We start from the raw sequence: 26,136 nt of genomic DNA on the forward strand, positions 1-26,136 counted from the left end.
ATGCACATCAATTATCTGGCCGAACAGACCGCACGGCTGCGCGAACTCAACACGGCCGCCGTCCACACGAATATCGAACTGGTCTCGCACACCCGGGCCGAGGACCTGATCCGGCCGACCCCCTGCGCCGGTTGGGCCTTCGCCGATCTGCTCGTGCACATGACCCGGCAGCATTACGGCTTCGCCGCCGCGGCCCGGGGAAGCGCGGATCCCGGGGACTGGCAACCGCGCGCACTCGGCACCGATCCGGTGAACACCTATCGTGAATCGGCGGAACATCTGCTGAATTCGTTCGCCACCGAGGATCTGTTCGAACGGAAATTCGAGCTTCCCGAGTTCGCCAGCCCGGAACCGTTTCCGGCATGGCTCGCGGTCAGTTTTCATTTCCTCGACTATGTCGTGCACGCCTGGGATGTGGCGAAAACCCTGGACCTCGGCCTCGAATTCGATCCCGGACTGCTCACGGTCGCGTTCGATATCGCCCGGATCGTGCCGACCGGGGAACAGCGCGCGGCAACCGGCTCCTCCTTCGCCCCGGAAATCGACTACAGCGGGGAATCCGTGCTCGACGCCATCATGGCCCACCTCGGCAGGTCACCGGAATGGCCGGAAACCACAGCGGCATAGTCCGAACGGCGCGGTCAGCACGAACGGAGAGTGAACCGCACATCTATTTCGCGTCCACCGAGCCGCGCTGCGTCGGCGACGGCATCCCTGCCGCGAACCTCGCACTGTCCACATCGGACTGAACCGGGCGGGCGAACCGTCCCGTGGAATACGGCGACAGAATCGGCCATGCACGTGATGACCCACCCGCGTGCATGGCCGATGGCGTGGAACACTCCCCCGGATACCCGGCCGCGCCGATCTCTCCGGGAACACCGTGGCGACTCGGGTACCGCACGGTCACCACGAACCGCGTCGGAGCGGATTTCCGGGCCATGAAACCGGAAAGGCCCATCACGGACGTCCGATTCGAGTTCGTTCCCCCGTTCGGCGGCAGCGACTGAAGCACACGGCGCACCCCTGGCATGTAACGAAAAACTGCACCTCAGCGATGGCGCGACAACCCTCAGTTCCCGAATCCCCACCATGGGTGATGAGGCCCAGAGATCACCCAGGCCACCGGAAACCGGAGCGAAGCATCTGAGACGATCGTACAAAACACGGTGAGCTCGTAGTATTCACGGAGAAATGAACCACCCGACATATTCACGGACGACCATTCGTCCCTTTTTTACCGTGTATGACGAGGGTCACCACATCGGAGTATTGGCCGGGCGTGGTTTCCCATTGCTAGCGTTGCCCCGTCAGCAGGCTTCTCCGCGAGGCAACGGTGCGATTTTCGCGGATCCGCTGCCTCATTTCATTTTCTGTTTCTCATGAGAGCCGCTGATTTATGTTGTCCATCGAATACGAATCGAGGTCACCAATGAACACGCTGAAGAAGGTGGGCGCCACCGCGGGCATCGGGCTCGCGCTCGCCCTCGGCGTCACCGCGCCGAGCATGGCAGCCGAATCCCACGGCGGGGTCCACTTCCAGGAGAAATGGCAGGGCATCGTGTGGCCCTGGACCCCGGTTCCGCCCGGGTGCCAGAAGAACATCATCTGGATGCAGTGCAAGTAATCCAGTAGCAGGTGGCGGCCCTCCATATTCCCGCTCTCCGCCCGGAGGGCCGCCCCCTCACCAAAACCACGCCTACCGACATAATCGGAAAAGGGCGCGGATAACGATCAGAAATACGTTTGCCAAACAATCGGCGTATTGCTCCCCCACCATGGTGAGCGCGTCGAATATCGCTCGAACCTCTCAAGAAGTTGCTCGAGGAAACTCCGGAAAGCGGTGCGCTCGTGACCGAACCTCGCCCCATCCAGATCAGTGCCGAACACGACTCGCCACGCGAACTCCGGCTCTCCGCCGCGCAGTCCGCGGTGTGGTACGGACAGCGGATCGACAGGCGGAACCCGATGTTCAACATCGCGCTCTACCTGGATGTACGCGGTGCGGTGGAGCTCACCCTGCTCAGCGACGCCTTCGATGCGGTGCTCGGCGAGACCGAGGCCCTGCGCGCGCGGGTGCTCGCGCACGATGAGCAGCCGGTGCAGGTGCTCGACGCGCCGGGAACCGGTGTCCTGGACGTGCTGGATCTGCGCGCCGAGCCGGATCCAGTCGCCGCCGCGCTCGACTGGATGCGCGCGGAGCACGCCCAGCCGCTGAATCCGGTGCGCGGCGGGCTGTACCGGGCCGTGGCCCTGCAGGTCGCCGAGGATCGGGTGCTGGTGTACCAGCGGGTGCACCACCTGATCATGGACGGCTACGGCGCCGCGCTGGTGCTCGCCCGCACCGCGGAGATCTACCAGGCGCTCAGCACGGATTCCCGGCCACCGGAGTGCGCCTTCGACACCCTCGCCGAACTGCTCGCCGAGGAGGACGCCTACCTGGCGGGCGCGGAGTACGCCGCCGATGAGCGGTACTGGCTGGACCGGTTCGCCGACCGGCCGGCCGCGAGCAGCCCGGCACGCCGCGACGAACCGATGGGGAATTCCTTTCTGCGGCACAGCACCGAGATCAGCGAAGCCGAGCGGATCGAACTCGCCGGGACCGCGCGGGCGCTCGGCACCGGGATCGCGCCGCTGATCGTGGCCTGCTTCGCGCTCTATCTGCACCGGGTGACCGGGGACCGGGATGTCGTCTTCGGCCTCCCCGTGCCCGCGCGGCGCACCAAGACCGCACGGGTCACCCCGGGCATGCTGTCGAACATCCTGGCGCTGCGGCTGCGCGTGCACCCGGAGACGAGCATCGCCGAACTGGTGCGCTCCGCATCGGACGAGATCCGCGCCGCACTCCGGCATCAGCGCTACCGCAGCGAACGGCTGCGCGCCGAACTCGGTGCCGCGGTGCTCGACGGGCCGACCATCAACATCCTTCCCCAGCAAGCGAAACTCCCCTTCGGTGCGCACGAGGCCAGCACGCACAACCTCGCCGTCGGCCCGGTCGAGGATCTTGCCGTCGTCGTGGAGCAGCGCGCGGAAGGGCTGCTGCTGAACCTGGACGCCAATCCCGGCCGGTACACCGCGGAGGAACTGGCCGGGCACGCCGAGCGGTTCGCCGCCGTGCTGCGCGCCGCCGCGGCCGATACCGGGGCCAGGGCGGCGGATGTCCTGCTCCACGAGGAATTCCCGCTCGCCGCCGAATACTCCGCCACGGAGCCGACGATCCCGGACCTGTTCGCCACCCGGGTCGCCGAGACCCCGGAAGCGACGGCACTGCGCGAAAAAACCGCCGCGTTCAGCTTCCGTGAACTCGACGAATGGTCCAACCGGTTCGGCAATGCCCTCGCGGCCCGCGGGATCGGGAAGGGTGACACGGTCGCGGTGCTCGCCGACCGTTCCTGCGCGACGATCGCCGCGCTGCTCGGGGTGTTCAAATCGGGAGCGCGGTATCTGCCCGTCGATCCCGCCTATCCGGCCGAGCGGATCGCGTTCCTGCTCGAGGACGCGGAACCGGCGCTGGTACTCGGGGCGAGCGAGCCGCGCCCCGGCGGGCTGAGCTTCACGCAGTGCGCTGCTTTTCCGGCCACGCCGCTGCGCTGCCCGGCGCCCGCCCCGGAGGACGCCGCCTATCTGGTGTACACATCCGGTTCGACCGGCAGGCCGAAGGGTGTCGTCGTGGAGCACGGCAGCCTCGCGAACCTGTTCGCGCACCAGCGCTCGGCGATGTTCGATCCGGCACGCACGGCGACGGGTTCCCGGGCGCGGGTGGCACACCTGGCCGGAACCGCGTTCGACGCCTACTGGGATGCCGTGTTGTGGCTCGCCGACGGGCACGAGCTGGTGTTGCTCGAGGACGAAGTGCGCACCGATCCGCAGGCCTGCCTCGACCGGCTCAGACAAGCCGGGATCGACGCACTCGGTACCACTCCCTCTTATCTGCGCCAGCTGCTCGCGAACGGCCTGCTCGACGGTGCGGGGCACCCTGCGGTGCTGTTCATCGGCGGGGAGGAGATCGATCCGGAACTGTGGAACCGGCTCGGTTCGGTTCCCGGGCTGCTCGCGGTCAACCTCTACGGCCCGACCGAGACCTGTGTGGACGCGGTCACCGCGCGGCTCGCGGAGCGCGAAACCCCGGCGATCGGGCAGCCGGTGCGCGGGATGCGCGCCTATGTCCTCGATTCGAGCCTGCGCCCGGCCCCGGCCGGGATGCTCGGCGAGCTCTACCTGAGCGGGCCCGGTCTCGCCCGCGGCTATCACCGCCGCCCCGGTATGACGGCCTCGGCTTTCCTGGCCGATCCCTTTGCAGCAGAGTCTTTTGCGGGTAAGGGATCGCGCATGTACCGCACCGGTGATCTCGCGGTTCGCTGCACGGACGGCAGCATCGAGTTCGCCGGGCGGGCCGACCGGCAGGTCAAGATCCGGGGCCACCGCGTGGAACCCGGCGAGGTCGAGGCACAGCTCGCCGCGCTCGAACCGGTGGACCGCGCGGCCGTCGCGGTGCGCGGAACCGAGGAGTCGCGCAGGCTGCTCGCCTATGTCACACCCTCCACCGTGGACACCTCGGCGCTCGCGGAACGGCTCGCCGGGCAGCTGCCCGCGCACCTGCTCCCGGCGCAGATCCTGGCCATCGCCGAACTCCCGCTCACCGCGAACGGCAAGCTGGACCGCGACCGGCTCCCCGAACCGGAATCCGCACCGGCGACCGCATCGGCCGGCCACGCCGAACAGGTCTGCCGAGAGCTGTTCGCCGAGGTGCTCGGGCTCGGCGCGGTGGGCCCGCAAGAGGATTTCTTCGCGCTCGGCGGGCATTCCCTGCTCGCCACCCGGCTGCTGGGCAGTCTGCGCGAGGCACTGGGCGTCCGGCTGCCGATCCGGGCGCTGTTCGAATCGCCGACCCCGGCGGAGCTGGCCGCGCGCATCGCACTCGGCCGTACGGTCACCGAGCAGGACCGGCGGCGCCCCGCGCTGCGCCGCATGCAGCGGGGACCGCGCCTGCCACTTTCCGGTGCCCAACGGCGGTTGTGGTTCCTGCACCGGATGGACGCGGCGGGCACCGAGTACCACATGCCCGCGCTGCTGCGATGCACCGGAACGCTGGACCTCGGCGCGCTGCGGGCCGCGCTCGGTGACCTGCTCACCCGGCACGAGGCGCTGCGCACGGTGTTCGCCGAACAGGACGGCGAGCCGTATCAGCGGGTGCTCGAAGCGCCGGAGATCGCGCTGCGCTGCGAGCATTCAACCGACTATGAACATCCGCAGGACTGCGCGGCCCGGGTACGCGCCGAACTGGACCGCCCGTTCGACTTGAGCACCGAGCTCCCGCTACGCGCGCTGCTGCTCGGCACCGGGGAACACGAGCACCTGCTGGTGCTGGTGATCCATCACATCGCGGGCGACGGCTGGTCGTTCACCCCGCTCGCCAGGGACCTCGGTACCGCCTATGCCGCGCGGGCGAAGGGCCGGGAGCCGGAATTCGAACCGCTCGAGGTGCAGTACGCGGATTACGCGCTCTGGCAGGCCCAACTACTCGGTGACCGTGCGGACCCGGAAAGTCCGGCCACCCGCCAGCTCGCGTTCTGGACCTCCGCGCTCGCCGCGCTTCCCGAACCGGAACTGCCGCTGGATCACCCGCGCCAGGGCACCCGGCGGCCCGCGGCCGGTTCGGTCCCGCTCGAGCTCTCCCCGGAAACCCACGCGCGCATCGCCGAGCTCGCCACCGCGCACGGAGCGAGCACCTTCATGGTGCTGCACGCCGCGCTCGCCGCGTGGTGCCACCGGATCGGGGCAGGCAACGACATCCCGATCGGCACCGCGATCGCCGGGCGCACCGAGCCCGCGCTCGCCGAATTGGTCGGGCTGTTCGTGAACACGCTCGTGCTGCGCGCCGATCTGTCCGGGGCGCCGAGCTTCACCGAGCTGCTGCGCCGGATCATCGAGACCGATCTGGCCGCCTTCGAACACCAGGATCTGCCTTTCGATCAGGTCGTCGAGGCGCTCGCACCACAGCGAATCCCGGGCCGCAACCCGCTTTTCGACGTGATGTTCACCCTGCAGAACAACGCGGCCGCGGAGCTCGAACTCCCCGGTCTCACCGTGTCCCCGACCCAGGGTGAGCCGGGCGCGGCGAAATTCGACCTGTCCTTCAGCCTGCGCGAGACGTTCACCGCTGCCGGGGAACCTGCCGGGATCACCGGAACCCTGGAGTACGCAAGGGATCTGTTCGACGCGGCGAGCGCGGACGGGTTCGCCGCCACGTTCACCGCGCTCACCGGGGAACTCACCGGATCGCCGCACCGCCCGGTCCGGTCCGCGGACCTGCTCGGCGCCCGGACCGGATCGCGGCTGCACGGACCGGATTCCGCGCTGACCGGGGCCACGGTTGCGGATCTGTTCGCCGCGCAGGTGCGCGCCCGCCCCGAAGAGCGCGCCCTGGTCTGCGGGGCGGTTGAGCTCACCTTCGCCGAACTGGACGCCCGCGCCGGGGAACTGGCCCGGTTGCTCGCCGGGAACGGGGTGCTGGCCGGCCAGACCGTCGCGGTCGCGCTGCCCCGCTCGGCGGACACGGTCGCCGCGCTGCTGGCGGTCACCGGGATCGGCGCGGTGTACCTGTCGGTCGACATCGAGTACCCGGACGCGCGAATCGCCTACCTGCTCGCGGATGCCCGGCCCGCCGTCGTGTTGTGCACCCGGGAGACCGCCGCCCGGTTCGGCGCGGATGTTCCGGTACTGCGCACCGAGCAGCAGGCACCCGAAATGGAGCTGCCCGCCGGGCCGAGCGCGCAGGACCCGGCCTATCTGCTCTACACCTCGGGCTCGACCGGACAACCTAAGGGCATCCTCGTCGAGCACGGTTCGCTGGAGAATCTGCTGCAGAACCACCGGCAGCGGCTGTTCCCCGCGCAGCGCGCGCGGGTGGCGCACCTTTCCGGGGTCGCCTTCGACGCGGCCTGGGATCCGGTGCTGTGGCTGCTCGATGGGCACGAGCTGCACCTGATCGAGGAACGGATGCGCCGCGATCCCGAGGCACTGCTCGGTCATCTCGACCGGGAGGGCATCGACTTCTTCGAGACCACACCGTCCTATGTGGACCAACTGGTTTCGGTCGGCCTGCTCGAATCGGCCCGGCCGCGCATCCTCGCGGTCGGCGGTGAGGCGGTGGAGAAATCGCTCTGGGACCGGCTCGCCGCGGCCCCGCGGATCCGCGCGGTGAACATGTACGGTCCCACCGAGACCTGCGTGGACGCGGTGTTCAGCGAGATCGGCGAGCGGGAACACCCCGCGATCGGTTCCCCGGTACCGAACACCAGGGCCTACGTGCTCGACGCCGGACTGCACCCGGTCCCTGCCGGGGTGCCCGGCGAGCTCTACCTCGCCGGTCCCGGACTGGCCCGCGGCTACCACGGGCGAGGCGGGCTCACCGCGGAACGGTTCCTTGCCGATCCGTTCGCCTGCGACGGAACACGCATGTACCGGACCGGGGACCTGGTGCGCCTCGGCCCGGACGGGGCACTGGAATTCCTGTCCCGCACCGATGATCAGGTCAAGCTGCGCGGCTTCCGGATCGAGCTCGCCGAGATCGCCACGGTGCTCTCCGGGGCACCAGGGGTAGCCGCGGCCCGGGTGCTCGTGCACGGCCGGCGACTGCTCGGCTATGTGGTCGGCACCGGAGCCGAGGTGGACCTGGACGCGGTGCGCGTGCACGCGGCTCGCGCACTGCCGGAATACATGCGCCCGCACGGGATCGCGGTGCTCGAGGAGTTCCCGCTCACGCCGAACGGCAAACTCGACCGGGACCGCCTGCCGATTCCCGAGGCGCCTGCGGGCAGCGGCCGGGCACCCAAGGATGCGGGCGAGGAACGGCTCTGCGCGCTGTTCGCGGCGACCCTCGGGCTGCGCGAGTTCGGCGTGGACCAGGACTTCTTCGCAGCGGGCGGCCATTCGCTGCTGGTGACGAAACTGATCAGCCGCATCCGCGCGGAGTTCGGCGTGGACCTTCCGTTGCGCACGGTGTTCGAGGCACCGACACCGGAGACGCTGGCGCAGTGCTGGTCGCAGGCGCGCACCGCGGGGCCTCGGCTGGTGCCCGGACCGCGCCCGGAACGGATCCCGCTTTCCTACGCACAGCTGCGGATGTGGTTCCTCAACGACTTCCAGGGCGCGGACGGCGGATACAACATCGCGATGGCGGTGACCCTGCGCGGCCAGCTGGACCGCGCGGCGCTGCACGGGGCCATCACCGAAGTGTTCGCCAGGCACGAGAGCCTGCGCACCCTTTACCGCAGCGAGTCCGGGGAGCCGTACCAGTTCGTGCTCGGCGCCGAACTCGCACGGCCACCGCTTCCGCTCGTGGACGTCGAACCCGAACAGCTGAGCGGGGCGCTGGCCACCGACGGCGCGGAGGGCTTCGCACTCGAACGGGAACTGCCCGCACGCGCCAAGCTGCTGCGGCTCGGCGAGCGCGAGCACGTGCTGCTGTTCGTGGTGCACCACATCGCCTCGGACGGTGCCTCGACCGCCCCGCTGGCCCGTGATCTGGCCGAGGCCTACCGCAGGCGGCTGGGATACGCCGAACCGGCCCGGCCACCGCTGGGCGTGCAGTACGCGGATTATGCGCTGTGGCAGCGGAAAGCGCTCGGCGGCGAGAACGAACCGGATTCCCCGGTGCGCGCCCAGCTCGACTTCTGGACCCGTGCCCTCGCCGGTCTTCCCGAGGAATTGGCGCTGCCGCACGACCGGCCGCGCCAGGCGAATCCGGCCCACCACGGCGGCATGGTGCGCTTCGAGCTGTCCCCCGAGACCTATTCCCGGATCACCGCGCTGGCCAGCGGGCACGGGGCGAGCGTGTTCATGGTGCTGCACACCTGCCTCGCGGTGCTACTCTCCCGGCTGAGCGGGGAAACCGATCTGGCGATCGGCACCCCGGTCGCCGGGCGCGGGGACGAGGCGCTCGAGGATCTGGTCGGCCTGTTCGTGAACACCCTCGCACTGCGCACCGACCTTTCCGGGAACCCGGGCTTCACCGAGCTGCTGGCCCGGATCCGGGACGGGGACCTCGCCGCGTTCGACAACCAGGAGGTGCCCTTCGAACGGGTCGTCGAGGCACTCGCCCCCGCGCGATCCCTCGGCAGGCACCCACTTTTCCAGGTGATGCTCACCCTCCAGAACAACGCCCGCACCGAGCTGTCCCTGCCCGGCCTGGATGTGGAGATCGCGGAGTTCGACAGCGCGGGCGCGGCCAAGTTCGACCTCTCGCTCTCGTTCACCGAACGGGACGCGGGGCTGGCCGGAACACTGGAGTTCAACGCGGATCTGTTCGACGCGGTGACCGCGCGGGAGATCGCCGACCGGTTCTCCGGTCTCGTCGCGGAAGCGGTCACCGCACCGGAGCAGGCGATCGGCGAGTTCGAGCTCACCCTGCCCGGCGAACGAGACCGGTTGTCCGCGGCGGCCCGTGGTGTGCGGGTGCTCCCCGAGGGCGCGACCGTGGTGCACGAGTTCGAGCGGATGGCCGCGCAGGCGCCCGCGGAGGCGATCTCGGTCGTCTGCGAGGACGAGGTACTGCGCACCGCGGAGCTCGAGGCGCAGGCGAACCGGATCACGCGGCTGCTGCGCGCACGCGGGGTGCGCCGCGGTTCGGCGGTCGCGGTGGCGGTGCCCCGTTCCGCGCGCACCACGGTCGGCATGCTCGCGGTGCTCAAGGCCGGTGCGGTGTACGTGCCCATCGATATCGGTTACCCGAGCGAGCGCATCGAGGCGGTACTCGCGGACGCGGACCCGGACCTGGTGCTGACCGAGACCGGGGTTCCGCTGCCCTCCGGGTATTCCCGGGTGGAACTGGACACCGACCCCGAGGACGGGTTCTCCGGCGCGGAACTGGAGACCGAGCGGCCGCGTGGCGCCGATCCGGCGTATCTGATCCACACCTCCGGATCGACCGGGCGCCCCAAGGGAGTCCTCGTCCCGCACACGGGCCTGGTGAATCTGCTGCACCAGCACCGCACTGAGCTGTTCGGCCCGGACCGGCTGCGGGTGGCGCTGACCGCGGCGATCTCCTTCGACGCCTCCTGGGATCCGTTCCTGTGGATGGTCGCCGGACACGAGCTGCACATCCTGGCCGAGCGGCACCGGAAGGATCCCGAGGAACTGGTCGGCTACCTGCACGAGCAGCGCATCGACTCGGTCGAGGTCACCCCGACGCAGTTGCGTCAGCTCGACGCGGCCGGGCTGTTCGGCTCCGCGCACTCCCCTTCGGTGGTCACCGTCGGCGGGGAGGCGATCTCCGCGCAGGGCTGGACCCGGCTGCGGGACCTGGACGGGGTGCGGGCGCAGAACTACTACGGCCCAACCGAGACCTGTGTCAACGCGATGGCCGCGCGCATCGAGCACGGCGATCGCCCGCATCTGGGCCATCCGATCGTGAACACCGATGCCCATGTGCTGGACGCGCGGCTGCGGCCGGTGCCGTTCGGCGTGGCCGGTGAGCTCTATCTCGCCGGGGCGGGCATCGCGTACGGCTACCTCAACCGCACCGGGATGACCGCGGAGCGGTTCGTCGCCAATCCCTTTACGGCGGGGTCGTTCGCGGGCAACGGAACCCGGATGTACCGCACCGGGGACCGGGTGCGCAGGCTCCGCGACGGGACCCTGGAATTCCTTGGCAGGACGGACAATCAGGTCAAGGTCCGCGGGTTCCGGATCGAACTCGGCGAGGTGGAGTCGGCGCTGCTGGACCAGCCCGGGATCACCGAGGCAGCCGTGCTGGTGCGCGGGGAGGCACTGGTGGCCTATGTGGTCACCGATACCGAGGATGCGCGCTGGCTGCGTGCCGCCCTTTCCCGGACCCTCCCGGAGTACATGCTGCCCTCGGTGTTCGTCCCTGTTCCCGCGCTTCCGTTGACGCCCAACGGAAAGCTCGATCAGTCCGCGCTGCCGAGCCCGGGCCGCAGCGGCGAAATGATCGGCCCGCGCTCGCCGAAGGAGGACGTGCTCTGCCGCCTGTTCGCCGATGCGCTCGGCCTGGAGCGGGTCGGTATCGACGAGAGTTTCTTCGAGCTGGGCGGGCATTCGCTGCTGGCGAGCAAGCTCATCGCGGCTGTGCGCGAGACGCTCGGGGTGCGGCTTTCCATCCGCAGGCTCTTCGAGCATCCGACCGTTGCGGGACTGGCGGACAAACTGCGGGACGCGGGCGGGGACGACTCGTTCGAGGTGCTGCTTCCCTTGCGTACCACCGGATCACGCCCGCCGCTGTTCTGCGTGCACTCGGCGTCGGCGCTGTCCTGGCCGTATGCCGGACTGCTCCGGCATCTGCCCGGCGATCAACCGCTCTATGGCCTGCAGGCGCGCAAGCTCAGCGATCCCGGGTACACCCCGGCGAGCCTGACCGAGATGGCGCTGGACTACCTGGAGCAGATCCGGCGCATCCAGCCGCACGGCCCCTATCATCTGCTCGGCTGGTCGCTCGGCGGGAACATCGCGCACGAGATGGCGGTGCGGCTGCAGGAATCCGGCGAACGGGTGGCGCTGCTGACCATCGTGGACTCGCATCCGCACGCCTGCTCGGAAGGGCTGGCGACGGTGAGCGAACCGGAGCTGTTCCAGTCCTATCTGCGGCTTCAGGGTCACGATGTGCCCGAGGACTGGTACCCGACGAGGGCCGAGGTGCGCGAGCTCTATCAGCGCACCGGAAACCCGCTCGGCAGCCTGGACGAGGACGCGATCGGGGCACTGGTCGCGGCGTTCTCCTCGCACGGCGACATTCTCAACGGCGCGGAGATCGGCACCTATCACGGGCCGACGTTGTTCTTCGGTACGCAGGAGGACTCCCCCTTCGACCGCGGCTGGGGCGAGTACCTGAACGGCCCGGTCGAACACCACAATGTGCCGTTCCCGCACGCGCTGCTCATGCGGCCGCCCGCGCTGCAACAGCTCGGCCCGGTGCTGGCGAGGCGGTTGCGCACGGCACAGGACAAGATCACCCAACAACGGACGAGTATCGGGAGCTGAGCATGGCCGATCGTGTGACCAATCCGTTCGAGGCGCAGGACGAGGAATACCTCGTGCTCGTCAACCACGAAGGGCAGTACTCGCTGTGGCCGCACTGGTGTGCGGTGCCCGGCGGCTGGACCGTGGCCTACGGCCCGGACGAGCGCGCCGCCTGCCTGGAATACGTGGAGCACACTTGGACCGACATCACCCCGCGCAGCCGCACGGCCGGTGCCCGATGACCGCGCACGTGCGCATCGAGGGCCTGCACAAGTCCTTCGGTTCGAAACCGGCACTGCGCGGGGTGGATCTCGCCATGCGCGGCGGTGAGGTGTTCGCGCTGCTCGGCCGCAACGGTGCGGGAAAGACGACCACCGTGCGGATCCTGACCACCCTGCTGCGCCCGGATTCCGGGCAGGTGTTCGTCGCCGGGCACGATGTGCTGCGCGCCCCGGACCGCGCGCGCTCCGCGATCGGGGTTTCCGGGCAGTATGCGGCGGTCGACGAGAAACTGACCGGGTTCGAGAATCTGTATCTGGTCGCGCGGCTGTACGGGATGCGCCGGGCGCGCGCGGCCGATCGCACCAGGGAACTGCTCGCCCGGTTCCATCTGGACACGGTGATGCACAACCGCGCGGGCAGCTACTCCGGTGGCATGCGGCGGCGCCTGGACCTGGCCGGTGCGCTGATCGCCGAGCCCTCGCTGGTGGTGCTGGACGAACCGACGACCGGGCTCGATCCGCAGAGCAGGCAGAACACCTGGGCGCTGGTGCGCGATCTCGCTGGCAAGGGCACCACGGTGCTGCTGACCACGCAGTACCTCGAGGAGGCCGATCAGCTCGCCGACCGGATCGCGGTACTCGAGGACGGCGCGGTGGTCGCCGAGGGCACCGCGGACGAACTCAAACGCATGGTCGGCGGGGAACGCATCGAACTCGTGCTCACCGAGGCACGCGATATCCCCGCCGCGGAACAGATCCTCGCCGAAATCGGGGACACCGTGCCGCATGTGGACGAAAGCGCGCGGCGGCTCGAACTGCGCACCGAGAGCGGGCAGATCGCGCTCGCCGATGTGGTCGCCCGGCTGAACATGCGCGCGATCCCGGTGCTCGATCTCGGCCTGCGCCGGGCCACGCTCGACGATGTCTTCCTCGCGCTCACCGAGGAACCGGCCGCCAAGGAGGTCCCGGCATGACCGTGCTCAGCACGCCCACCGGCGGATTGACCCGGATCGCGCGCGATGCGGGCAGCCTGGCCTGGCGCAACCTGCTCAATATCCGGCGCACCCCCGGTTCCCTGCTGGCCAGTATCGTGCAACCGGTCATGTTCGTCGTGCTGCTCGCCTACGTGTTCGGCGGCAGCCTCGGCGGTCCCGCCTATCGGGAGTACATTCTGGCCGGGATCTTCGTGCAGACCGTGACCTTCAACGCCTCGTTCACCACCATCGGGCTGGCCAACGATCTGCAGAAGGGGCTCGTGGATCGGTTCCGCGCGCTGCCCATGTCCCGGCTCGCGGTGATCCTCGGGCGCACCAGCTCCGATCTCACCACGAGCGTGCTCAGCCTGCTGGTCACCACCGTGTGCGGGCTGGCCATCGGCTGGCGCATCCGGGGCAGCGTGCTCGACGCCGTCGCCGCCTATCTGCTCGTGCTGCTGTTCGCTTTCGCCATGTCCTGGGTCGGCGCGTACATCGGGCTCGTCGCGCCCAGCGTGGAGGTCGCGCAGAGCCTCGGGCTGATCTGGCTTTTCCCGGTCACCTTCATCTCCACCAACTTCGCCTCGGTGGTCGCGATGCCCGAACCGCTGGGCAGTATCGCCGCGTGGAGCCCGATCAGCGCCGTGTCCACCAGCGTGCGGCACCTGTTCGGGAATCCGGCCCCCGGGGGACTGCCGCAACCGGAGGGCTGGCCCGCACAGCACGCCCCGCTGTACGCGGTGTTGTGCTGCATCGGGTTGATCGCGGTGTTCATGACGCTGGCGGTGCACCGCTACCGGCGGGTGGCGAGCCGCTGACCGGGTGAAAGGGCGCAGGGCACTCGCCCGCGCGGTAGCCTGCCCGCATGGCCGACACCGCAGCGCGGCCGAGCGTGTACCCCGACCTGCGGTATGCGGACCCGAAAGCCGCGATCGGGTTGCTCAGCAGGGATCGAGACACCGATCGATACGGCATGCACAGCCCCCTCGCGCTGGAGGGCACCAGCCAGGCGTTGTGCGTCCGGGTGCCGGACGGTGCCCTCGAGGGCCACCGGGCTCGGGCGGAGGCCTGCGGAGCGCGGATGCTGAACCCGGTGCACGATTCCCTGGCCGGAGTCCGCGAATACTCGTGTAGCCGACCCGGAAGCCCACGTCTGGACCTTCAGCAGCTACACCGGGGAGTGAAACCACCACTCAACCGAGCAGCAGGGCGGCCGGATACCCTGCGGCGGCCACGAGAACCGTGACGCCGATGCCGAGCAGCACCGGGCCACCCCTGCGCACGAGTATCACGGTCAGCAGCGCGATACCGAGCAGGATGGAAAGCACCCAGTAGAACCATCCGGTGGTGTCCGCGATCACGAGCAGCCCGTAGACGCCCTCCCCGATCGCGATCCCGGCGAGCAACCCGGCGCCGAGGACCGCCCGGCGGGGTTCACGGCGCAGCCAGCAGGCGGCGGTCCCCACGAACGGTCCGGCCAGCACGCCGATCAGACCCCACTCCAAGGGGTGATAAGGGAATCCGCGCAGTTCCGCGGCGAGGGTATAGCCGAGGACGAGCGCGAGGAACCCGATGGCACCGTACACCGCCGAGGCCGGAGTTGCCTGCCGGGTCAGCCACACCAGCAGTGCGGTGATCAGGGGCCAGCCGCTCACCGAGTTCGCCAACGGCGCGAGCGCCTGCGGCAGCACGCCTCCCTGCGCGAACGAGGTGGCGGCGCCGAGCAGGAGACCGGCGAGCAGCACGACCGCACCGCACAGCAGGACATCCCGGATCTTGGCAGGAGCAGGCATCGAGGCACGAGCCTACCGCTGTTCCCCGGGTTCCGAGGGGCACCGGGCCAGTGGTGGTGTCACCGGGAAAAGATCTTCTACGCTGTGCCGGTGGAACTCGGGTTGCGCGACCAGCTCGACAGGCCCGGTGACCGGCGTGCGATGTCCCCGGGGACACGCCGATGACCGAGTCCCCGAAGTGGTCGCGCCGCAGGCTCCTGGCCGCGGGCGGTATCGGCCTGCTCGGGCTCGCCACCGCCGGGCCCGCGCTGCTGCAGAGCTTCTCCGGGGCCGCGGAGCCGCTCGGTCCCCAGTGGTTCTGCGGCCCGTACCAGGGTGGTCCGGTGCTGGACACTCAGGGAACGCCGATCACCCTTCCGCACTGTCCGGTCACGCTGTCCTGGCGGGACTGGCGGCCCGCGGCCTGGGAGCGCACCTGGGTGTATCGCTGCCGGTTCGACGCCCCGCCCGCCGAACGGCTCTTCCTCGACATCGGCGCGGTGCTGACCAGCTCGGCCGTGTTCCTCAACGGGCAGCGGCTCGGTGGCCGGATCGGCGGGTATCTGCCGTACACCCTCGAACTGAGCAGGCTGCTCGGTCCCCAGGACAACGAGCTGGTGGTGGTCGTGGACGGGCAGTGGCAGCAGAACGTGCCGCCGAACCGGCCGCATGCCAGAAACCCCTCCGCGATCGACTTCTACCAGCCGGCGGGCATGTACCGGCCGACCCGATTGCGTGCCGAACCCGCGCTGTACGTGCGGGATGTGTTCGCCAGACCGATGGATGTGCTCGACGAGGGACGGCGGCGCGTCGAGGTGACCACGGGCCTGAACACCACGCGCCCGCCCGCCGAGCCGGTGACGGTCTCCGCCGAACTGCTCGACGGCGAGCGGGTGCTGGCGGCGGTGAGTACCCGGACGCGGCTCACCGCGCCCGGCGAGCACCAGGTGCGGCTGACCCTCTCCGGGCTGGCCGGGATCCGGCTCTGGGACGTCGAGGAACCCCAGCTCTACCGCGTTCGGGTGCGGGTGCACGGTGGGGCGGAGCGCACCGTGCGGATCGGGTTCCGGGACGCGCGGTTCCGCGAGGACGGGTTCTATCTCAACGGCCGCCGGCTGCAGCTGTTCGGGCTGAACCGGCACCAGTGGTACCCGTACACCGGCGGTGCGATGCCGGATCGGGTGCAGCGCAAGGATGCCGAGATCCTGCGCGGGGAGCTGGGCTGCAATATGGTCCGCTGCTCGCACTATCCGCAGTCCGAGGCGTTCCTGGACGCCTGCGATGAGCTCGGCCTGCTGGTCTGGGAAGAGGCGCCCGGCTGGGACTATCTCGGCGATGTGGTCTGGCGCGCCCGGTCCCGCCGGGATGTGCGGGACATGGTGCTACGGGACCGGAACCATCCCTCGATCATCATCTGGGGAACCCGGCTCAACGAGACGGGTGAGGACGCGAAGCTGTACACGGTCACCGACGAGATCGCCCAGCGGCTGGACGGCACCCGGCCGACCAGCGGGGCGGTCCGGTACATGAGACGCGAAGCGAAACGGGCCCGCGCCTATGCCAGTGCGCGGCGCAGCCAGGATGTGTTCGCCTACAACGATTACAGCGATCCGCGCACCGGGCTGCAGCCGCCCCGCGCGGACCTGCCCTACCTGGTGACCGAGGCCGTCGGGGCGATGATCGGTCCCGGGCATTACCGGCGCACCGACGCGGCACACCTGCAGTCCACGCAGGCACTGCTGCACGCCGCCGCGCACGACGCCGCCGCCTCCGATCCGGAGTACTGCGGGCTGCTCGGGTGGTGTGCCTTCGACTACCCGTCCTCGTGGAAACACTCCATCGACGGGATGAAATGGGCCGGGGTGTGCGATTTCTTCCGTATCCCGAAGCTCGGCGCCGCGTTCTACCGCGCGCAGCGTGATCCGGCACGCGAAGCGATCGCCGAACCGGGATTCTACTGGGATTTCGGGAAACCGCTTCCCGAGCACGGACCGGGCAGGAACGCGCTGATCTACTCGAACTGCGACACGCTCACCATGGCACTGGACCACGGGCCACCGCGCGAGCTGCGCCAGGATCACGAACGGTTCCCGCATCTACGGTTCCCGCCGTTCCGCGCCGATCTGGAATTCCGCGGGCACCGGCCGGTGGAGCTGCGTCTGGACGGTTACCTCGGCGGCCGGCTCGCGATCACCCGCCGGTTCTCCGCCGACCGCTCGGCGGACCGGCTCGAAGCGGTCTGCGACGACAGCGAACTGCGCGCCGACGGGGCGGATGCGAGCAGGCTGGTGCTGCGCGCGGTGGACCGCTTCGGCGCGCAGCGCACGCACGCCTCCGGGGACGTACTACTCGAATCCACCGGCCCGGTACGGATCGTCGGCGACAACCCGTTCCCGATCGGCCGTACCGGTGGCGCGGGCGCGGTCTGGTTGCGCACCATGGCAGGCGAACCGGGGCCGATCACCGTGCGGGCCAGGCATCACCTGCTCGGCAGCGCGACCGTCCGGCTGCGGGCGCGCTGATCTCGCCGAGTGTGGGTCACCGCCGCCCGCCGGGTTCCTCACGGCATCGCATGCGGATCATCGGTGCGCACACCCTGCCAGCGCGAGGGCGGCCAGATGATGAACTGCGCCTTGCCGATCACGTTGTCCACCGGAACCGTGCCGCGCACCGGATCGGCATCCGCACCGTTCTGGTACCGCGAATCCTTGGAATTCTCGCGGTTGTCCCCCATCACCCACAACTGCCCCTGCGGGATCTTCACCGGCCCGAACGGAGCTCGCCGGTTACCGAGCCCCGGCTGGTGGTAGATGTAGGGCTCGTTCAGCGGTTTACCGTCCACCAGCACCCGGTGCTGCGCATCGCAACAGGAAACCGTCTGGCCGCCCACCGCGATCACCCGCTTGACCAGGTCGTACTCCGGCGGATCACCGATACCGATCGAGGAACCGAACTGCCGCAACCAGCTCGTGAACACATTCGAGGCGGGATCCACCTTGAACTCGTTCTCATCCCAGCCATCCGGCGCACGGAACACGACCACATCGCCCGGGGACGGATCGGTGAAGTCATAGGTGATCCGGTCCACCAGGATCCGGTCCGGCGTGCACCCCGGGCAACCGTGCAAAGTCTGCTCCATCGACCCGGAGGGAATGGAGAACACCCGCGCCACGAACGTCTGGATCAGGAAGGTCAGCACCAGGGCGACCACAATCAGAATGGGCAGTTCCTTCCAGAACGAACCCTTCTTCTTCGGCTTGCCCTCGGTTTCCGCGTGGTCGTGTGTGGACACCCGGTGAAGTGTGCCAGAGCACCGAGCCCGTCAGATGGCCCGGTGGTTGCGGTGGGGTTCCCGATGAACCGGCGCGCTGCCGGCGAGCAGCGGAACGGGCAGCGGCCGGGTTCGCGCCTGCGTCGGTGGGGCGCGGAACTGCTGGGAGACATAGGCCAGCAGGTAGGGCAGCGCCGCGCGCGCGGTGTGCCAGGTGTGGTTGAAGCCGTATTCCTTGTGCAGTACGGCGTTCTGCCCATCGGCCTGCAGCGCGTGGACGATCCGGTTGCCGGTGGTCACATCGGTCGGCGCCCCGGTACCGACATCGATCAGCGCGGCCATCGGGTGCGGGAACCGCATCCCCGGCAGGTACGCGCGCGGGGTATTGGCCCGCACCAGCGCCCGGTTGCCGCCGAGCAGCGCCGCCGAATCGCCGAGATCGTCGTAGGGCAGGGTGATCAGCATCGTGGAGTATTCCTCGGTGTGGTGCAGTCCGGCGTTGAGCGCGCAGAACCCGCCACCGGACATTCCGCCCAGCGCCCGGCCCGCGCGATTCGGGATCGTGCGGTACGCGGCATCGATCCGGCGCGGCACGGTGCCGGTCAGATAGCTCTCCAGTTGCGGGCCGTGCGGCACGTTGAGGCATTCCCAGTCGGTACTCGGACTACCGGCGGTCATGTCCACACCGACCAGGATCATCGGCTGTACGAGACGCTGCCGGTCCAGTAGCCGCGCGGTGTTCATCGCGTCACCCGCGGTGAACCAGTCATCGGGTCCCCCGTAGGGATAGCCGTGGATCAGGTAGACGACCGGATACCGTCTGGCCGCGTTCCGCCGGTCGAAATAACCGGGCGGCAGCAGAACATTCGTCGTTCCGGACGGGATGTGCAGGGACGGATCGGCGATGGATATCCGTTGCAGCACGGAATCCCCGTTGCCACTCGGTGTCGCGGAGGTGGGCAATCGCGCGGCGGCCTCGCGCTGTTCCGGATCCTGCTGCTGATCGTCCCCGAGCCATCCGGCAAGCCAGGAAGTGGCCGGGCCACCACGGTCGAGCAACCGCGCCAGATCATGCGTGGTGCGTACATAGCCGACGTAGCTGTTCACCCCGGCCGCGACCGCGAAAACGGCGCACACCAATGCCGCCGCGAGACAACTCCAGCGCGCGATCCTGCGCCGACGCAGCCACCAGACCCCCGCGATCAGCAGCGCCGTGACACCGGCCGCGAGGATCCAGATCCACGGAGCTTCCCATGGACCGGTGGCACGGGTGGCATCCAGCACATTCTCCGGCAATGCCGGTACCGTCGCACCGCGATGGGGATGACCGGGCACGCCGCACCTCCCTCGAAACTCATTTCTGCCATCAAGACGCCCGGACCGGGATCGGGTTGCCCCCGGTGGCGAAAAACCATTTCTTCCAGAATACTCTGCCATTTCCGGGTTATACGCCGGACAGAAAAGGTTAGCGGACGGCAAAATCCGATTCGAGGAAAGTCAAACCCGCGACCAAGTATGCTTTAACTTTCGTCCGCTCAGCGGGACAGCTGGTATCCGGCTGCCTCACGGTCCCAGGTTTCCGGGGTACGACCGCGTTCCCGCAACACCGATTTGCGCACCTTTCCGTTGGCGGTGAGTGGCAGCTCGGTCACGAATTCGATATACCGCGGCACGGCGAAATAGGCCAGCCGTGCGGAGCAGAATTCGGTCAGTTCCTCGGCGGTGAGCCGCTGTTCCGGTTCGAGCAGCACAGCGACCATCACCTCGTCCTCGGCGAGTTCCGAGGGCACGGCGAAAGCAGCCACGTTCTGCACGGCCGGATGCAGCCCGACGGCCTGCTCCACCTCGAAGGAGGAGATGTTCTCGCCCCTGCGCCGGATCGCGTCCTTGATCCGGTCGAGGAAGCGGAACCAGCCGTCGGGTTCCCGGATCACCCGGTCTCCGGTGTGGAACCAGAGATTGCGCCACTGCTCGACCGTGGTTTCCGGGCGGCCGTGGTACCCGGTGGCGAAGGCGAACGGGTCCTCGTGGCGCAGCACGAGTTCCCCCGGGGTGCCGTCTGGGACCTGCGCGTCGTATTCGTCCACCACCCGCGCCTCGAATCCGGCGCGCACCGGTCCGAGATACCCGGGCCGCTGCTCCTGCGGTCCAGCCCCGATCACCATGTTCGTCTCGGTGGCGCCGAATCCGTCCACGAGGGTGATGCCGAACCGTTCGGTGAACGGGCGCTGCAGCGAGGCCGGGGTCGCCGGGGCGAGCGCCACCCGGGCCCGGTGTTCGCGGTCGGCCGCGCTTTCCGGGCGGCTGTACAGGATGTTGACCATCGCACCGAGCAGATAGGTCACCGTGGCACCGGAATCGGCGAGCTCGGTGAGGAACCGGGATGCGGAGAACCGTTGCCCGAGAACGTATTCCGCCCCGGCGACGAGTGCCTGACCGAAGGCGTTGAGCGCGTTCGTGTGGAACAGCGGAAGGCAGGTGTAGAGCACATCGCCCTCGACGATGCCCAGCGCCTCGGTGACGTGCACACCCCACCAGTACAGCTGCGCCTGCGGGCAGCAGACGCCCTTGGCCGGGCCGGTCGTTCCGGAGGTGTACAGGATCGTCATGGTCTCACCGGGTTCCACCGGGGCGGCCGCGACCGGACCGGCGGACTCCGGCATGGGCACGATCTGGTAGCCGGGCGGTGGCTGCTCGGGAATCCCGTCCAGCGCCCACACCGTCTCCAGTCGTTCCGGGCGCTCGACCAGTGCGAGATGCCGGATCAGCGAGGTCTCCGCGATCAGCAGCCGGGAACCGGAATCGGCGAGCGCGTGCCGCAATCCTTCGCCGCGCAGCGCGGTGTTCAACGGAACCGCGACCGCGCCGATCCATGCGCAGCCGAGCACCACGTCCAGCAGCTCGACCCGGTTGGCGGCCAGCACCGCCACGTGATCACCACGACGAATCCCTTGCCCGGCAAGGGTTCCACCCGCAACGGCGGCGGCGTCCCGCACCTGGGCGTAGCTGCGCCGCAGTGCACCGATCCGCAGGAAATCCCGGTCCCCGAACCGGTTCGCCTGGCGTTCGAGCAGCGCGGGAAGCGTGCACTCCGAAAGCGGCAGCCCCCTCATGCCACACCTGCAGGCACATAGGCACCGTCGGTTCCGGTGGACAACCGCACCCGGGTGCCCGGTTCCGCATCCGCGGGCAGCGCGGCGACCACGAGCGGGCCCGCTTCCGAACGCACCGAGCCGATCCGTGCTTCCCGCGCCTCGGTGAGTTCCTCGAGGAGACCATGCGCGGCGTGCACGGTACCGAATTCGGTGCCGTGGCAGCGCGGGCACACCGGCCGCGGCGGGAAATGCACATGATGACAGCGCAGGCAGTCGCGCATCGGTATCCCTTCACTCATACGGCCTCCAATACCGCGAGATTGCCGAGTGCCCCATAGCGGTAGAGCACCATGCCGTAGCCGGTCACCGCGGCGAGCCGGGCCTCGACCTGACGCTGCCCGGCCTGACCGCGCAATTGGCGCACCGCCTCGACCAGGCCGTGCAGCCCACCGCCCGCTCCCGCCTGCCCGGCCGAGAGCTGGCCTCCGGATGTGTTGCACGGCAAGGATTCCCAGCGGGTATGCAGGAACCTGCGCAGATCTCCGTCCGGCACCAGACCGAGATCGGCGAGCTGGGCGAGCACCATCGCCGGATAGTCGTCGTACACCTGAACCAGATCCAGGTCCCCCGGCCCGCACCCGGCGCGTTCCCAGACCTCGGGCGCGATCCCAGCGATCCCGGTGACCAGACCATCGCCCTCCTGATCGTCCGGATTGACCGAGGTGCCCATAGCGCGCACCCGCACCGCGCCCGGTCCCGGATCGGCCTCCACGAGGAGCGCATCGGCCCCGGTGACCACCGGAACGCAGTCGTAGCGGTGCAGCGGCGGGGCGACCGGGGTCGCTGCCAGGTATTCCTCGATCGTCAGCGGGGCGCGGTACACGGCACCGGGATTGTGCGCGGCCCAGCTCCGCTGGCGCACCGCGATCGCCCCGTAGTCGGCCCGTTCCAGGCCATGGCGGCGCAGCTGCCGCTGGGTCAGCAGGGCGAACAGCGCATTGGGGCCGTTGAGCGGAAGCGGGGCCAGGTGCTCGGTGGTCGCGCGGTTGTATCCGGTGACCAGTTCGTGGAACCGGCCGGGGGGAAACGCGTCCCCGGCGAGCACGAGCACCGTACGGCACTCGCCCGCGGCCACCGCGCGCACCGCGTGGCCGAGCATGTTGATCCCGGACCCGCCGCCGTTCGTGTCCTCCATGATCCAGCGCAGCCGCAGGCCGAGCCGCCAGGCGAGGTCCACCGCGTGATCCGGGGCGAGCGTGAAACTGGCGACCGCGAGCCCGTCCACATCCGCGAATCCGCGCCCGGCATCGCGCAGCGCCCGCGCGGCCGCATCGGTGAGCACGCTCTCGGTCGTGGTGTCCGCGCCCGGATGGCGCCGATAGGGCGATTCCCCGCTGCCGGTGATGCCCGCCTCGGTCATGATGCTCCTTCGGTGAGAGCCTGTTTGTCCGGCGCCCGATCCCCCGGCCGGGTCTCCTTCGCCGCGAACACCGCGATCGCGGTCAGCACACCGAGCACGATCAGGTACACCGCGACCGGCCAGGAGGAGCCCGCCCAGCCGAGCAGGCCGACCGCGATGATCGGGGAAAGACCGCCCGCGATCACCGAGGCGAGTTCGTGGCCGAGCGACATTCCGCTGTAACGCACGTTCGCGCCGAACAGTTCGGAGAAGAAACTCGGCTGGGTGCCGATCATCGCGCCGTGACAACCGGCGACCGCGATCGTCAGCGCCAGCCACACGTTCATCGGAACCCGGGTGTCGAACAGCAGGAAGAACGGGAAGGCGAACACCACGAGCCCGATCGCGCCCGCCAGATAGACCGGACGCCGCCCGATCCGATCGGAGAGCGCACCGAAGCCGACCATGGAAAGGCCCTCGATCGCCGAGGCCACCACGACCCCGATCAGCACCGTGTTCCCGCCGAGCCCGATATGCGTGCCGTAGGCCAGCGAGAAGGTCAGGAAGATATAGGAGGCCCCGTTCTCGGCCAGCCGGGCGCCGAGGGTGATCAGCACGCTGCGCGGATACTTCCGGATCGCCTCCCATGCGGGTAGCCGGGACCGCTTCTGTTCGGTGGCCTCGGTGAATTCCGGGGCCTCCGAAATACGCGACCGGATCGCCAATCCGATCGCGGCGGCCAGGATGCTGAGCAGAAACGGAATACGCCAGCCCCATGAAAGGAACTGCTCGCTCGGCATCGCCTGCATTCCCGCGAACAACAACGAGGAAAGCACCGATCCGGTCACCACACCGGTCTGGCTCCACGAGGAATAGAAACCGCGCCTGCACGCCGGGACGTGCTCGCTGATCAGCAGCACCCCGCCGCCCCATTCCCCGCCGACGGCCGCGCCCTGGATCACCCGCAGCAGCACCAGCAGGATCGGAGCCCACACACCGATCTGGTGATATGTCGGGAGAACACCGATCAGGAAGGTGGATATCCCCATCAGGCTGAGCGTGACGACCAGTACTTTCTTACGGCCGATCCGGTCACCGAAATGCGCGAAGATCACACCGCCGATGGGGCGGGCCAGAAATCCGACCGCAAAGGTGCCGAGCGAGGCGAGGGTACCGATCAACGGCGCGGCAGGCGGAAAGAACAATTTGTTCAGTACGAGCGCTGCCGCGGTCGCATACAGAAAGAAATCGTACCATTCCAGAGCGTTTCCGGCGTAACTCGCGAGTACCACTTTCCATGGCTTGTTTCGGACGGGCGAGGTAACCGTGTTTGGCATGACCTACCTCATTCCGGGGCGTACCGGGGCACAGCCGATCTTCGGCCCGCTTCCGGCAAGTTCCAAGCCCATCGGTCCGCTGACCGGACCGGTGCTCGGCGCGTGTCCGAGAGTTCTCGTCCGTCCCGAGCGGGAGTCCGATCGGCGGGTGCTTCGCCGACATCCACGCGCACGCACTTCGGCAACGTCCACACGCAGGTACTTCGCCGACGTCCATGCGAAGGTACTTCGCCGATGGCACAGCGCAGCGGGACACGGAGCTCTCAGCTGTGCCCTCAGCCGGTGAGCGTGCGCCCGAGTCCGCGGCTCGCGGTCTGCAACGCGGGCACCAGCCTGCGTGGATCGAACCGGTCCGGCGGCGCGACCAGGGAGAGGCAGCCGATCAGCGCGCATCCGGCGAAGACCGGGACCGCGACCGCATCGCAGCCGGTCGCGTGTTCCTGCCGGTCCACCGCGTAGCCGCTCTCCCGTACCGAGGCGATGTTCGCGCGCAGGGTGTCCGGATCGGTGATGGTGTACCGGGTCCGCGGCCGCAGTCCGGCTTCGATCGTGCGGCCGAGCACATCCTGCTCGGCGAACGCGAGCAATACCTTCCCGCTCGCGCTGCAGTGCAGCGGGCTGCGGTTCGGCGCCCGGCTCGCGGAGATCCCGCGCGGCCCGAGGAACCGCTCGATCCGGAACAGTTCGAGATCCCCGCGCACCCCGAGGTGCACGCTTTCCTGCGTGCTCGCGAACAGGTCCTCCATGAACGGCAGCGCCGCCGCGCGCAGCTTCAGGGTGCGCGGCACCTGCAGGCCGAGCTCGTAGAGACGGGGGCCGAGCCGGTAGCGCCCGTCGTGGCGCTCGAGCACTCCCCAGGAGAGCAGTTCCGCGCCGAGACGGTGCACCGTGGCCTTCGGCACCCCGCTGCGCCTGGCGAGCTCGTTGAGCCCGAGCACCTCGTTGCGCGCACAGGTCTCCACGATCGCCCGCACCTTGATCAGCAGCGAATCGCCCGGTTCCTCCGGCATCCGCTCACGGTAGCCCCTTTACATGGTTCCGGTCAGCGCCTGCAGTCCGAGGCTGCTCGCGGCGACCGCGATCCACAGCAGGGCGCCGAGCAGCAGCGGACGGTGCCCTGCCTTGCGCATATCGGAGAACCGCAGCGAGAGCCCGATCCCGGCGAGCGCGGTGGTGATCAGGAAGGTGCCGACCGCAGAGAGCACCGGGTGCCAGCTCTCCGGGAACACGCCGAGGCTGTCCAGGGTCGCGGCGACAACGAAGCCGATCAGGAAGGCGGGCACGATCTTGCGCCAGGGCATGGTGCGCAGGTGCAGTTTGCCGCCGGTGGCCTGTTTGCGGGCGGTCAGCACCGCGAGCACGAGCACGATCGGGATCAGCATCAGCGTGCGGGTCAGCTTCACGACGATCCCATACGCGCCCGCGTCACCGCCGTAGGAGTACGCCGCGGCCACCACCGAGGAGGTGTCGTTGATCGCGGTCCCGCTCCACAGCCCGAAGGCGTGCGGACTCATTCCGAGCGCGTGCCCGATCGGCGGGAACAGCAGCACCGCGGCGATGTTGAAGGTGAAGATCGTGCCGATCGCGTAGGCGACCTGGGTCTGCTTCGCGTTGATCACCGCGGTGGTCGCCGCGATCGCCGAGGCGCCACAGATCCCGGTGCCCACCCCGATCAGCGTCTGGGTGTCCCCACGTACCCCGAGCGCTCGGCCGAGCAGCCAGGCCCCGAGCAGCGCCACCGCGAGCGTGCCGAGCATCACCGGGAGCGAATCCCCGCCGACCTTGACCACCTGGGTCAGCGAGAGACCGGTTCCGAGCACCACGATCGAGGCCTGCAGCACCGGCTTGGCCGCGAACGCGTAACCGGGGGCGAGCCGTTCCCCGCGCAGTCCGGGCACCACCGCCGCGGCAACCGCGCCGAGCAGGATGCCGAACACCGGGCCGCCGACGATCGGCACGAACTGACCGAGAACCGTCGCCACCGCGGCCAGCAGCAGGGCGATCACCAGGCCCGGCAGCCGCCTCGACACATTCGCCTGCCAGGACGGCCGGACTTCCCGGTCCGTCTCGGTAGCCGTGGACACCACCGGC

The 26,136-nt window shown here is 69.2% G+C and carries 16 protein-coding genes; 7 read left to right on the forward strand and 9 right to left on the reverse strand.

All coding sequences use genetic code 11. The features are described 5' to 3' along the window. The 6 genes from A37U_RS0131120 (at position 1) to A37U_RS0131150 (ending at position 13,989) form a co-directional block, all read left to right on the forward strand. Positions 1–627 carry a TIGR03086 family metal-binding protein gene (locus A37U_RS0131120; protein WP_020500591.1) on the forward strand — a complete coding sequence of 209 codons (627 nt, stop codon included), beginning with the start codon at positions 1–3 and terminating at the stop codon, positions 625–627. An 805-nt stretch (positions 628–1,432) separates the two neighbouring features. Then, positions 1,433–1,627, forward strand: coding sequence for a hypothetical protein (locus tag A37U_RS0131130; RefSeq protein WP_020500593.1), 195 nt, complete (start codon positions 1,433–1,435; stop codon positions 1,625–1,627). Between the two features lie 224 nt (positions 1,628–1,851). After that, positions 1,852–11,997 carry a non-ribosomal peptide synthetase gene (locus tag A37U_RS46265; RefSeq protein WP_157183129.1) on the forward strand — a complete coding sequence of 3,382 codons (10,146 nt, stop codon included), beginning with the start codon at positions 1,852–1,854 and terminating at the stop codon, positions 11,995–11,997. A gap of 2 nt (positions 11,998–11,999) precedes the next feature. After that, positions 12,000–12,218: an MbtH family protein gene (locus A37U_RS0131140; protein WP_020500595.1), complete on the forward strand. Its 219-nt coding sequence runs from the start codon at positions 12,000–12,002 to the stop codon at positions 12,216–12,218. After that, the gene (locus A37U_RS0131145; RefSeq protein WP_020500596.1) at positions 12,215–13,171 is read left to right on the forward strand and encodes a daunorubicin resistance protein DrrA family ABC transporter ATP-binding protein; all 957 of its coding nucleotides are present in this window, start codon (positions 12,215–12,217) and stop codon (positions 13,169–13,171) included. Before A37U_RS0131140 ends, A37U_RS0131145 begins: the two co-directional genes overlap by 4 nt. Beyond that, the gene (locus A37U_RS0131150) at positions 13,168–13,989 is read left to right on the forward strand and encodes an ABC transporter permease (RefSeq protein WP_020500597.1); all 822 of its coding nucleotides are present in this window, start codon (positions 13,168–13,170) and stop codon (positions 13,987–13,989) included. Before A37U_RS0131145 ends, A37U_RS0131150 begins: the two co-directional genes overlap by 4 nt. A 375-nt stretch (positions 13,990–14,364) precedes the next feature. Here the strand turns inward: A37U_RS0131150 and A37U_RS0131155 are convergent, their stop codons facing one another. Then, positions 14,365–14,964, reverse strand: a complete 600-nt coding sequence (locus A37U_RS0131155; RefSeq protein WP_020500598.1) for a DUF6518 family protein — start codon at positions 14,962–14,964, stop codon at positions 14,365–14,367. Positions 14,965–15,125: 161 nt separating this feature from the next. Between A37U_RS0131155 and A37U_RS0131160 the strand changes: the two genes are divergently transcribed. Continuing rightward, positions 15,126–17,465: a glycoside hydrolase family 2 protein gene (locus A37U_RS0131160; protein ID WP_020500599.1), complete on the forward strand. Its 2,340-nt coding sequence runs from the start codon at positions 15,126–15,128 to the stop codon at positions 17,463–17,465. A 38-nt stretch (positions 17,466–17,503) separates the two neighbouring features. Here the strand turns inward: A37U_RS0131160 and lepB are convergent, their stop codons facing one another. The 8 genes from lepB to A37U_RS0131200 all read right to left on the reverse strand — a co-directional run bounded on the left by lepB (position 17,504) and on the right by A37U_RS0131200 (position 26,132). After that, positions 17,504–18,235 (reverse strand): signal peptidase I, encoded by a 732-nt coding sequence (gene lepB / locus A37U_RS46270; protein ID WP_020500600.1) that lies wholly within the window; start codon positions 18,233–18,235, stop codon positions 17,504–17,506. Positions 18,236–18,265: 30 nt separating this feature from the next. Further along, entirely contained in the window at positions 18,266–19,549 is a 1,284-nt protein-coding gene (locus A37U_RS0131170) for an alpha/beta hydrolase (protein ID WP_240437728.1), read from the reverse strand. A gap of 200 nt (positions 19,550–19,749) precedes the next feature. Next, the gene (locus A37U_RS0131175) at positions 19,750–21,327 is read right to left on the reverse strand and encodes an ATP-dependent acyl-CoA ligase (RefSeq protein WP_020500602.1); all 1,578 of its coding nucleotides are present in this window, start codon (positions 21,325–21,327) and stop codon (positions 19,750–19,752) included. Continuing rightward, positions 21,324–21,608, reverse strand: coding sequence for a zinc ribbon domain-containing protein (locus tag A37U_RS0131180; RefSeq protein WP_157183131.1), 285 nt, complete (start codon positions 21,606–21,608; stop codon positions 21,324–21,326). The genes A37U_RS0131175 and A37U_RS0131180 overlap by 4 nt, the downstream gene beginning before the upstream one ends. Continuing rightward, complete coding sequence (locus A37U_RS0131185) at positions 21,605–22,729, reverse strand: thiolase family protein (protein WP_020500604.1); 1,125 nt, start codon at positions 22,727–22,729, stop codon at positions 21,605–21,607. The genes A37U_RS0131180 and A37U_RS0131185 overlap by 4 nt, the downstream gene beginning before the upstream one ends. Then, positions 22,726–24,045: an MFS transporter gene (locus A37U_RS0131190; RefSeq protein ID WP_051111781.1), complete on the reverse strand. Its 1,320-nt coding sequence runs from the start codon at positions 24,043–24,045 to the stop codon at positions 22,726–22,728. Before A37U_RS0131190 ends, A37U_RS0131185 begins: the two co-directional genes overlap by 4 nt. A gap of 275 nt (positions 24,046–24,320) precedes the next feature. Continuing rightward, positions 24,321–25,055, reverse strand: coding sequence for an IclR family transcriptional regulator (locus A37U_RS46275; RefSeq protein ID WP_020500606.1), 735 nt, complete (start codon positions 25,053–25,055; stop codon positions 24,321–24,323). Between the two features lie 18 nt (positions 25,056–25,073). After that, entirely contained in the window at positions 25,074–26,132 is a 1,059-nt protein-coding gene (locus tag A37U_RS0131200) for a YeiH family protein (protein WP_020500607.1), read from the reverse strand. Positions 26,133–26,136: the final 4 nt, after the last annotated feature.

Source organism: Sciscionella marina DSM 45152 (assembly GCF_000379465.1).
Classification (GTDB): domain Bacteria; phylum Actinomycetota; class Actinomycetes; order Mycobacteriales; family Pseudonocardiaceae; genus Sciscionella; species Sciscionella marina.

Bases quoted from the DNA above. Each gene is read 5' to 3' on its own strand.
- A37U_RS0131120 (WP_020500591.1), top strand. From the start codon at position 1: ATGCACATCAATTATCTGGCCGAACAGACCGCACGGCTGCGCGAACTC.
- A37U_RS0131130 (WP_020500593.1), top strand. From the start codon at position 1,433: ATGAACACGCTGAAGAAGGTGGGCGCCACCGCGGGCATCGGGCTCGCG.
- A37U_RS0131140 (WP_020500595.1), top strand. From the start codon at position 12,000: ATGGCCGATCGTGTGACCAATCCGTTCGAGGCGCAGGACGAGGAATAC.
- A37U_RS0131145 (WP_020500596.1), top strand. From the start codon at position 12,215: ATGACCGCGCACGTGCGCATCGAGGGCCTGCACAAGTCCTTCGGTTCG.
- A37U_RS0131150 (WP_020500597.1), top strand. From the start codon at position 13,168: ATGACCGTGCTCAGCACGCCCACCGGCGGATTGACCCGGATCGCGCGC.
- A37U_RS0131155 (WP_020500598.1), bottom strand. From the start codon at position 14,964: ATGCCTGCTCCTGCCAAGATCCGGGATGTCCTGCTGTGCGGTGCGGTC.
- A37U_RS0131160 (WP_020500599.1), top strand. From the start codon at position 15,126: ATGACCGAGTCCCCGAAGTGGTCGCGCCGCAGGCTCCTGGCCGCGGGC.
- A37U_RS0131175 (WP_020500602.1), bottom strand. From the start codon at position 21,327: ATGAGGGGGCTGCCGCTTTCGGAGTGCACGCTTCCCGCGCTGCTCGAA.
- A37U_RS0131180 (WP_157183131.1), bottom strand. From the start codon at position 21,608: ATGAGTGAAGGGATACCGATGCGCGACTGCCTGCGCTGTCATCATGTG.
- A37U_RS0131185 (WP_020500604.1), bottom strand. From the start codon at position 22,729: ATGACCGAGGCGGGCATCACCGGCAGCGGGGAATCGCCCTATCGGCGC.
- A37U_RS0131190 (WP_051111781.1), bottom strand. From the start codon at position 24,045: ATGCCAAACACGGTTACCTCGCCCGTCCGAAACAAGCCATGGAAAGTG.
- A37U_RS46275 (WP_020500606.1), bottom strand. From the start codon at position 25,055: ATGCCGGAGGAACCGGGCGATTCGCTGCTGATCAAGGTGCGGGCGATC.